Origin of the sequence: Seonamhaeicola sp., assembly GCF_028281565.1 — a bacterium.
Lineage (GTDB): Bacteria > Bacteroidota > Bacteroidia > Flavobacteriales > Flavobacteriaceae > Seonamhaeicola.
In genome coordinates this window covers 1-10462 of sequence record NZ_JANQJQ010000035.1, presented here as the reverse complement: position 1 = coordinate 10462, position 10462 = coordinate 1, and the positions used below count along the sequence as shown (strand labels likewise).

Genomic DNA, 10462 nt, shown 5'->3' with positions numbered 1-10462 from the left:
ATGAGGTGTGCCCTTAGGTAAATCAAAATTCTTCTTGGAGCCACTAAAAGTAATTTCAAAGATTAATTATTAGGAGCAAAAGAAGTCAATCCAGCCCAAAACCCAATGTGAAATCTGGTGCTTGCTTATGATTAGGTGAAATCGAATATAATCATATAGTTAATATGATATAATATCGTATAAAGCTTGCTATATCCATCCTTTGTTCCCCTCTTTTATTTTGTCGATTATGTTTTAGTCATATAGACCTAATTTTATTATGAATAGAGAGAATTATATGTTCTAACATTAACTAAAAAAATGAAAAGAGAGTCATGGTTTTTTGAACTCTAGTTGTCTTTACATTGTTAAAAGACTTGAAAGTGGTCAAGAGAGGTTATGTTTTAAAATTTAACCACTTAGGAGAAAGAATAAATTGATTTTGTTTGTTACGTTGTTGAGACCCATTATTTATATGCTTGCAGATGATTTAGGATATGGTGATTTGTCTTCGTTAAACCCAAAATCAGGTATCAAAACCCCCAAACATGGACAAGGTGGTTAAGGAAGGGGTTCATTTCACGGCAACGATATAGCAGGGTTGTTATATGACCAAATAGTCTTTGACGAGACCGTGGGAGTAGCTACGTACTTTGCGGAAAAAGAAGGAGAGACCTTGGTGATAGATATCACGGATAAAGGCAATGCCAATCCCGGGATCATTTACGGTTAGAATGCAAATGACCATTTTGATTCCATATGGCGCTACAGGCACAGCAACCATTGGATCCTGAACGGGATAGGGAAGGAGACGTCCGTAAGGAGCGTAAAGGAAAGGGTGGACTACGCCAATGGCATTGGGCTGATCGATGAAGAGGCCAAGGCCTTATTGACATGTTACAATGACCTGAAGACGGAAAAGGGGCTTTATAACCCCAAGCAATTACCCTTTAACGAATTGGCAGAGATACAGAAGAAGCACAATTCTGTTGGCTGGATAAGCATGCAGCACTCGGCGGATTATGTGGAACTGGCCATGTATGGCCCCGGAAGCCAATTGTTGAAACCGTTTATCAAGAATACGGACCTACATTATTTGATGTTGCAGGCCGCTGAGGTGGAAAATAGATTTTAGTAATTAAAAAAAGAAAGGGAAAAAGTTGTTTTAGTTTGGTAAGGGCTACGGTAGGTATGTTGGGTTACGATTGTGAACAGACTTGATTGTAGCCCTTTTCAAAAAGAATAGAAGGTTTAATGATTTTACACCATGAGTTTTTTAGTCATTCAATTAGAGTTAGTTTTAAAAGCGCAGCGGTGTACTGCGCTTTTAAATGTTTAAGAAAGGAATTGATCTTGAAATCTGGAGTATCAATTAAAGGCACACCATAAAAGAAAAGCAACATTTCTAATTTGCTTTGAAAGAAGAGAAACTTCATTCATAAGCCAAACATTTCTGATTACAAGTTTTGGACAAAATTTAATTTGAAGAGAAGTTTCGTCCATTGAATCCAAACAACAAAAACAGAATAGTATCCATTTTATCTCCTACCTTTTGACGAATTATAGCAAATGCTTTACTCATTTGGTTTTCTACGGTTCTAAATGAAATATTCAGGTGTTCAGCAATTTCGCCATAGGTTAGACCTTCTTGCTTCCCCAAAATGAATATTTTTTTACATTTCGGAGGTAAATCCTGTATTTCTTGTTTAACTAATGCTATTAACCTAGTTAGGTCCTTAGGGTCTTCCTCTATTATAGCGTTCAGGTTTTTTATGTATTCTTTTTCAACCTCCATCAAACTGCTTTTCTTTCTGTATTGATTGATAAACTCGTTATAAACAGATCGATATAAATAACTTTTTAAAGGGTATATTGCTTTTAATTTATTTCGTTGTTCCCATACTCGCAAGTAGATATTTTGGACAATATCTTCGGCAATATAAACGTCGCGAGACAGACTTTCCGCATAAACACACAACTTTTGATAGTAAGTGTCCATTAAATAAGCATAAGCATCTTCGTCTCCTTTTTTAAGGTTTTCAACTAATATCTTATTGTTGGAATAATCTTTCTTCATTGTGTAAAATCAATAACTGGTATTAATCCAATTGTAAACTTATAAAAATATTTTTTAATAAATTTTAGTAGGAATTGTGGGTGGTCGCATTTGTGAAACGTAATATAAACAAAAGGTAGTTGTCAAAATGAACCAAAAAATAGAGAATATAATTGTCAAATACTTAATGAATGAAGCCAATATTGATGAACTGGATTCATTAACAGTTTGGCTAAGGAATCCTAAGAATAAGCAAATTTTCAAAAATTTTGTTAAGACAAATTATGCCATAGATGTAAATACAAAACAATTTGATTTAGAAAATGCCAAAAAAGAATATTTGAGTAAAATTAGAAGAGACCGAAGCATATTTTACAAATACAAGCTTCACAAGATTGGTAAATATGCAGCTGCTCTATTTATTGGCTTATTTGCAACGGCTTACTTTTTTAAGGATGATTTGTTCAATGGATCTACCGATGACAATATCATTCCTATAATTGTAAATACAAACGCTATAGTCCCAGGAACTGATAAAGCAACATTGACATTAGAAGATGGCTCACAAATTGCATTAGAGAAAGGTGCTTCTTTCCAAACATCTAATGCCAACAGTAATGGTGAGCAAATTGTTTATGGTAAAGATAGCCGAAAAACGAAGGGACTAGTTTATAATTACTTGACCATACCAAGAGGAGGGCAATTTTACATTGTCTTATCAGATGGAACTAAGGTTTGGTTGAATTCAGAGTCTCAACTAAAATACCCGGTAAATTTTATTGAAGGAAAAACTCGTAAGGTAGAACTGGTTTATGGAGAGGCCTATTTTGACGTATCACCAAGTACCCAACACAAAGGTGCTAAATTCAAAGTTTTTAATAAGTCGCAAGAGGTAGAAGTATTGGGTACAGCGTTTAATATTAAGGCATATAAAGATGAAACTAATATCTATACCACTTTGGTAGAAGGTAAGGTAGCCGTTGACTATAACGGTAACAAGAAAAACTTAGTGCCAAGTCATCAAACGAATATAGATTTAAAAACTAAAGAAGTTTCCGTAGCAAAAGTAGATGTAAATGCAGTAGTCGCTTGGAAACACGGAATTTTTAGTTTTAGAGGAAAGCCTTTAAAGGACATCATGAAGGTTATATCTAGGTGGTACGATGTAGAGATTGTATTTGAAAATAAAGCATTAGAAGAATTGAAATTTAAAGGTGTACTGGATAAAAGTCAAAGTATTGAAGAAATTCTTTCTATTATGAAATCTACTACCATCAACAACTATGAAATAAAGGATAAAATAATACTACTTAAATAATTGTGAAACCTATAAACAAATAGTAGCCTATGAAATAAAATAACCCATTAGAAAAAAGAGGATAAAGTTAGACTCGCCAAAGTACAAAACTATATCCCCACGTATTATCAATTAATTAAAATGTTTAACTAACTAATAAGACACAAATTTATGGAAATTAAATTTATAAGTAACTGTTTCTGTTTTAGAAAATGGTTTTTAAAAATCATTATGAGAACTTTCATTTTCTTATGCTGTACTATGATTTTCGCATTTTCACCCGTTGATGTTGTTTCTCAGAACTCAAAAATCAAAGTAGAGGAAGACAAAATATTAACGGTTGATGAGGTGTTTGATCTTATAATGGATCAAACGGACTATAAGTTCTTTTATGAAGAAGGGATTTTTGATGATTTACCAAAGATTCGTTTGAAAAAAGGAGTTATAAGTACAGGAAAATTATTAAAAAGAAGCTTGTTGAAGGGAAATGTTGAGTTGATTTTAACTGAAAATAACGCCATTCTAATTAAAGAAAAGATTGAAAAATCAATTAAAGAAAAACCTCAGGAGTTTGAAGTTTCCGGTGTAGTTACGGATCAAAACGGACAACCTCTACCCGGTGCCAATGTTATCGAAAAAGGAACCACTAACGGAACACAAACCGATTTTGATGGGAAGTTTCAATTATCGATTTCTGGAAAGGAGACAACACTTGTAGTCTCATATATTGGGTTTTTAACTAAAGAGATTCAGGTAAATGAGCAAGCAAATATTAATATCGCTTTAGTTGAGGACGCTGCCAAGTTAGATGAAGTAGTAGTTGTTGGTTATGGAACGCAAAGAAAATCTGACCTTACAGGGTCTGTAACAGCAGTTTCAGAGAAGGTGCTCCAAAGCCGCCCAGTACCTTCGTTTCAGGACGCAATCCAAGGAAGGGCCAGTGGGGTTAACATTCGTCAAAGTGGAGGTGATTTAGATGGTAAGTTTGATATTTCTATAAGAGGTATTGGTTCAGTTACAGGAAGTAATGCCCCCCTTATAGTTGTGGATGGAGTGCCTCTTTTCAGTGCCGATTTTTCGACTATAAACCCCAAAGACATCGCTTCGATTAACATTCTTAAAGACGCATCTGCAACAGCTATTTATGGTTCTCGCGCATCTAATGGTGTAGTAATTATTAGTACCAAAAGAGGTAAATCTGGGAAAGCTAAATTTAGATTTTCTTCTGACATTGGTTTTGAAAACCCGATTAACAGGTATGATGTTTTGTCTACAGAGGAGCAGCGCCAGTTGTTTGTGGAAGCTTTTACCAATTCTAATAGAAATACTGCAGTGTATGATGATCCCAGTAACCCTATATGGCAAATCGATACGGATTGGCAAGATTTAGGTACTCGAACCGCCTTCAGGCAAGCATATAATTTAGGTGTTACCGGTGGTAATGACAAAAATCAATATGCCTTTTCGGCATCTTTGCTGGATCGGGAAGGAACAATTTTGAATACTGGTTTAAAATCATGGAATTTACGAGCCAATATCGACTCGCGGATAAATGATAAACTAAAAGTAAGCGGAAATATAGCAGGAAGCCATCAAAAATCCGATTTCATGACAAATGATCAATATTTCGGCCAAGGATACAGACGGCTTATTATTCGCCATTCTTATACTGAACCCTTTGATGAGGATGGAAACTTAACGGCTGTTAATACTACGGCACCACCATATTTTGGAGGAAATAACAATCCGTTAATCGAGATTCTTTTACCTACTAGGGAAAGAACTACGACAAGGCTGATAGGAAGTATAAAAGCGGATTATAACTTAACCCAACAGCTGCTGCTTTCAGCGAACATAGGCGGAGATGTTGTAAACGGGGACACTTATGAGTATCTGCCGGTGTACAGTATTGGTAGATATCAAAGAGCACAAGGTGATCTTACCCAAACTTCTTCTAAAGAGGTTAATTGGTTGGGAGAGGCAACATTGCAATATGAAAATACTTTTGACGCGCATGACCTTAAGGCCTTGGTCGGGGTATCTGCTCAAGAATTTAATGCTTCTGTGTTTAGGGCCAACGGAACGGGAACTGTCAATAACAGATTGAATCAATTATCCAATCAGACTAATTTTACAAGTTCAGGCTCGGATATAACTTCCGGTTTGGTCTCGTACTTTTTTCGGGTTAATTATGGATATGACGGTAAATACCTATTTACTGGAACTGTAAGAAGAGATGGGTCTTCAAGATTTGGTGCTTCGAACCGGTATGGGACCTTTCCGTCAGCATCCGTTGCATGGAAAATTTCAGAGGAAAAGTTTATGGAGAACAGCTTTTTTAATAGCTTAAAGTTAAGGGCAAGTTATGGGTTGACGGGAAATCAAAATATCGGAGACTTTGCTTTTATTACAAGGGCAGGGGAAGCCGGATATGCCTTTGGAAACTCTGCAGCTTTAGGAAATGCGGCGGTAAACATTGGAAATGAAAATTTAAAGTGGGAAACTTCCAAACAATTTGACCTTGGGGTCAATGCATCCTTCTTCAATGGGAGACTCAATGTAGAGATGGATTATTATGATAAACGGTCTGAAGATTTACTCATAGCCCAACCTACACCTTTGACTGTGGGAGTAGGCGAAAGACCAATTGTTAATATTGGGTCCGTTAAGAACTCAGGTTTTGAATTTAGCTTCAATTCCACAAATATCCAAAGTAATGATTTGTCTTGGACAACGGATTTTAATATAACCTATAATAAAAATGAAGTACTCGATATTGGTCTTACCTCCCAAGGTAATCCTTTGGAACTGGAAGGGTCTCCAATTCCTTTGGCGAACGAAAGAATTAATTTGACCCAGGCGGGATACCCGGTTGGAGCATTTAATACCTATATTTTCGATGGTATTTGGCAATTGGGACAAGAAGCAGAGGCTGCAGCTTGGTCAGGGGCTGTTCCAGGTGACGTAAGATATGCTGATTTAAATGGAAATGGTACGTTTGATCAAGGTGATAGGGCGTATACGGGTACGAATCCGCACCCTAAGTTTTTTGGAGGAATGAACAATACTATAAGTTACAAGAATTTATCAGCTTCTATCTTTGTCAATTTTGCGACTGGATATCAAGTGTTTCATTCTGCGAGACATTTGTTGTCAAGAGCCGTGCCATTCCCTCAAAATTTGGCGGATGTAAGAGGATGGTGGACCCCAGATAATCCTTCAAATACAGTTCCCAGACCCTCCCAAGGAGGAAATACAACCTTTTTGGCTTCAAGACCTTCCACGCGGTTTTTGGAAGATGGTGACTTTTTTAGGATTAAGAATATTAGCTTGTCTTATGAACTTCCCAAGGAGACTGTGAAAAAGTTGAATATGGAAGGTATTCGGTTTACATTGACCGGGACTAATCTATTTACATTTACCAAATATACTGGTTTGGATCCTGAAGCATCAAGTATAAGTGGTAGTGGTAGTTTGCTTTCTGTAGGGATTGACCATACGCCTTATCCCATTACAAAACTATACTCCATGACATTAGAATTTAATTTCTAATCATTAAATAGATGTAAACTTCTAAATAAGAAATCATGAAAAATTTTAAATATTATATTGTTTTACTGATAGTTACTATAGTCTTACTTAATGGATGCAGTGATATACTTGAACCAGAACCACAAGGACAAATATCCGTGGAGGATTTGTTTGTTTCTGAGAATGATGCTATAACGGCCGTTAATGGTATTTATAATGTTCTTCCTGAGTTTTACCAAAGTACTATGCTAAGGCTTACTGGCTTGGCAAGTGACGATGGATGGACTTGGAGAAATGAATTAGAGACAGATATTTTTATTGTTGAACAAAGTTTCAACCATTCTAGATTTGCATGGCAAGATATGTATACTGGCATAACACGTGCCAACTTGGTAATTCATAGCCTTGCTAATGTTCCTGAATGGTCATCAACTGAATTGCGAGATGCCTCCGAAGGTCAAGCGAGGTTTTTAAGAGCACTGTACTACTTTAACCTCGTTCGTTTGTTCGGAGAAGTTCCACTAATTGAAGACGTTGTTGGGAACAAGGAAGATGCGTCGCTACCAAGATCTTCTGTAAGTGACGTATATTCTCTGATAAAGTCTGATTTGACTAATGCTATTGCTTTACTCCCTATATCGTATTCAGGAGGAGTTGGATTGGAAGAAGGTAGGGCTACAAAATACGCAGCGCAGTTGTTAAAAGCATATGTCCATTTGGAAATTGAAGAGTGGTCCGATGCAGAGGCTCTAGCTTCCCAAGTAATAGGAAGTGGTACGTTATTGGATTTTGCCGATAATTTTAATGGAAGTAATGAAAATGGTACTGGAAGTATTTTTGAGGTACAATATGCCTCACTTGGTTCTGGAGTAACTGCAAATCAAAATCATTGGTATGCTCCGCCATCTTTTAATGGGGATGCAACTACGTTACCAACAGATGATAATTTGAATGGTACTGGAGGAGGCCCTTCAAGTGGGGGAGGCCTTGTTCAGGCTTTTGAAGTGGGAGACTTAAGAAAGGACGTTACAGTTTCAACATATGGAATTCCAAACTTTATTGATGCGACGCAACCAGATGGCTCACTTTATTTTGTGAATAAGTTCTACAATGCATCTGTTGCAGAGTTAGGTAATAGTTCTTGGAATGTTCCTATATTAAGATATGCGGATGCCCTTTTAGTATCGGCTGAAGCTCTCAACGAATCTGGATACGTAGCAGACGGAACAGCCTTCTCATATCTTAACGCAATTAGAACCAATGCAGGTTTGAATGCTTTAACCAGTGCTGATTTGCCAGATCAGAGTTCGTTTAGAGATGCTATACGGCAAGAGCGAAGAGTGGAGTTTGCTTTTGAGTACAAAAGGTTTTTCGATTTAAATAGATGGGGAATATTGGAAGACCGAATCCAGCCTCAGCTCAATTTCCTTGGATTAAATTTCCCTTCGGCAAAGGCATCGGCACACCCAATAACAGGCAAAAACTACTATTTGTATCCGGTTCCCGATGTTGAATTTGTAAATAATCCAGTATTGGGAGACCAAAATCCAGGCTACGATTAATTTAATTATTGAAGTCAATTAATAATAAATAATAATATGAGAATAAATATTAGGATTTTGGTATTGTTACTTCCTATCCTTACGGTAGGTTGTGATGCGGTTGAAAAAAATAAGAGGGTCGCGCCCTTACAAGGAGACCTCAAGTCAAAAAGCATGAAGGTTTATGAACCCAATTGGGAATCTTTGGGACACCATAATGAATCACCAAATTGGTTCAGTGAAGCAAAATTGGGCATCTATTTTCATTGGGGAGTTTACTCAGTTCCAGCATTTGACGATGAATGGTACCCAAGGAACATGCATAAGAAAGATCATAGGGTATATAGGCATCATGTAGAAAAATATGGTCAACCATCAGAATTTGGCTATCACGATTTTATTCCTATGTTCAAGGCGGAGAAATTTGACCCAGAAGAATGGGCAGAACTATTTAAAAATTCAGGAGCAAGATTTGCAGGACCCGTTGCCGAACATCATGATGGGTTTTCGATGTGGGACAGTGATGTCAATCCTTGGAATGTGGTCGACATGGGGCCAAAACGTGATATAACCGGGGAACTTCAAAAGGCGATAACATCCAGAGGAATGAAATTCATTGCTACATTCCACCATTCCAAACAGCTACAGCGAGCAGAAAAACTTAATGAACCGGTTGACATAAGCCATTATCCCTATATGGATGGTATGCCCCCCAGTTCAAACGACCCAGAATTAGCCATATTATATGGGAATATCCCTGCTGAAAAATGGTATCAAGAATTTTGGCTAGGAAAGTTGAAAGAAGTAATAGATGGATACCAACCAGATATCGTCTGGTTCGACTATGTTCTGGATGCTATTCCGGAAGCTTATCGTCAGGAATTCAGTGCATATTATTTAAATGAAGCTAAAAAATGGGATAAAGATGTAGTAATTGTAAGAAAGCAGCATGATTTGCCATTGTCGATGAGTGTAGATGATTTGGAGCAATCCAGAAAAAATGTGATAGGAACCAAAACATGGATGACCGATGCAACAGTGAGTAATGGTAGCTGGTGCTATACCGAAAATCTAAAGGTAAAACCTCCAAAAGATGTATTGCACATGCTTGTGGATATTACAAGTAAAAATGGAGTCTTGTTACTGAATATATCCCCAAAGGCTGATGGTAGTATACCAGAGAACCAAAAAGAGATTTTGACAGAATTGGGAGCATGGCTGAATAAATATGGAGAGGCTATATACGGCACCGAAGCATGGTATACCTTTGGTGAGGGACCTACTAAGGAACCCCATGGTCATTACCAAAACCATGATGCCTTCCATAAGTTGAGGTATTCTAATAAGGACATACGTTACACTGCCAAGGATTATAACATTTATGCCATTATCATGGGAGCAACGGACTCCGGGCAGGACATTTTGTTAAAAGCATTTTCCAAGAAAAATATTATAGATCAAGTAACCATTGAAGAATTAACCATTCTTGGAACTGATGAAGTAGTAGAATGGTTAATGGATGAAGAGGGAATAAAAATAAAAGCGCCGACCAAAAAGGTGGACGATATGGCTACCGTAATTAAGATTAGGACATCGGCATGAACCACGGGTTAATACCGTATTTGGTTGTTGGCAATAAAATTTGGTGATGGGCTTTTAAAAATTGCAAGCCGATATATCAAAAGTAGATAAAATTTCGACCTTTTTGAGTTTAGTTTTTAGTATGTATGGGGTCAGCATCAATATTGACCCCATATTTATAATTCACTAGTCCATGTATTGAACATATGTGATGTAGTAATCAACATAGCAAAAGGTCTTATGGCATTTATACAAACAAGAAACAGTCAAGTGAAAGCTATCATTAAAACATATTGCAAGACAAGAAGATATCTAAATTGATTTTACTTTAGATGTAGTAATTAATTATACTTCTGAATAAGATGATTTAAAAATGTGTTTAAATTTCTATGAGGTGTGCCCTTAGGTAAATCAAAATTCTTCTTGGAGCCACTAAAAGTAATTTCAAAGATTAATTATTAGGAGCAAAAGAAGTCA

At 36.7% G+C, this 10462-nt stretch carries 6 protein-coding genes; 5 read left to right on the top strand and 1 reads right to left on the bottom strand.

The genetic code is table 11. The annotated features are described in order from the left end of the window. Nucleotides 1–817 precede the first annotated feature (817 nt). Complete coding sequence (locus Q0983_RS15195) at nt 818–1114, top strand: hypothetical protein (protein WP_299555224.1); 297 nt, start codon at nt 818–820, stop codon at nt 1112–1114. A gap of 342 nt (nt 1115–1456) precedes the next feature. Here Q0983_RS15195 and Q0983_RS15190 read toward each other — a convergent pair whose 3' ends face one another. Further along, the gene (locus Q0983_RS15190) at nt 1457–2056 is read right to left on the bottom strand and encodes an RNA polymerase sigma-70 factor (protein ID WP_299555221.1); all 600 of its coding nucleotides are present in this window, start codon (nt 2054–2056) and stop codon (nt 1457–1459) included. A gap of 127 nt (nt 2057–2183) precedes the next feature. Here Q0983_RS15190 and Q0983_RS15185 point away from each other — a divergent pair, with 127 nt between their 5' ends. From Q0983_RS15185 to Q0983_RS15170, 4 genes are all read left to right on the top strand, one after another. Next, the gene (locus tag Q0983_RS15185) at nt 2184–3353 is read left to right on the top strand and encodes a FecR family protein (RefSeq protein WP_299555218.1); all 1170 of its coding nucleotides are present in this window, start codon (nt 2184–2186) and stop codon (nt 3351–3353) included. Nucleotides 3354–3563: 210 nt separating this feature from the next. After that, nucleotides 3564–6884, top strand: coding sequence for a TonB-dependent receptor (locus Q0983_RS15180; RefSeq protein ID WP_299555215.1), 3321 nt, complete (start codon nt 3564–3566; stop codon nt 6882–6884). 137 nt (nt 6885–7021) lie between these two features. Further along, a complete protein-coding gene (locus Q0983_RS15175) occupies nt 7022–8425 on the top strand; it encodes a RagB/SusD family nutrient uptake outer membrane protein (RefSeq protein WP_299555212.1) in 1404 nt (467 codons plus the stop codon). A 36-nt stretch (nt 8426–8461) separates the two neighbouring features. Then, nucleotides 8462–10006: an alpha-L-fucosidase gene (locus Q0983_RS15170; RefSeq protein WP_299555209.1), complete on the top strand. Its 1545-nt coding sequence runs from the start codon at nt 8462–8464 to the stop codon at nt 10004–10006. Nucleotides 10007–10462: the final 456 nt, after the last annotated feature.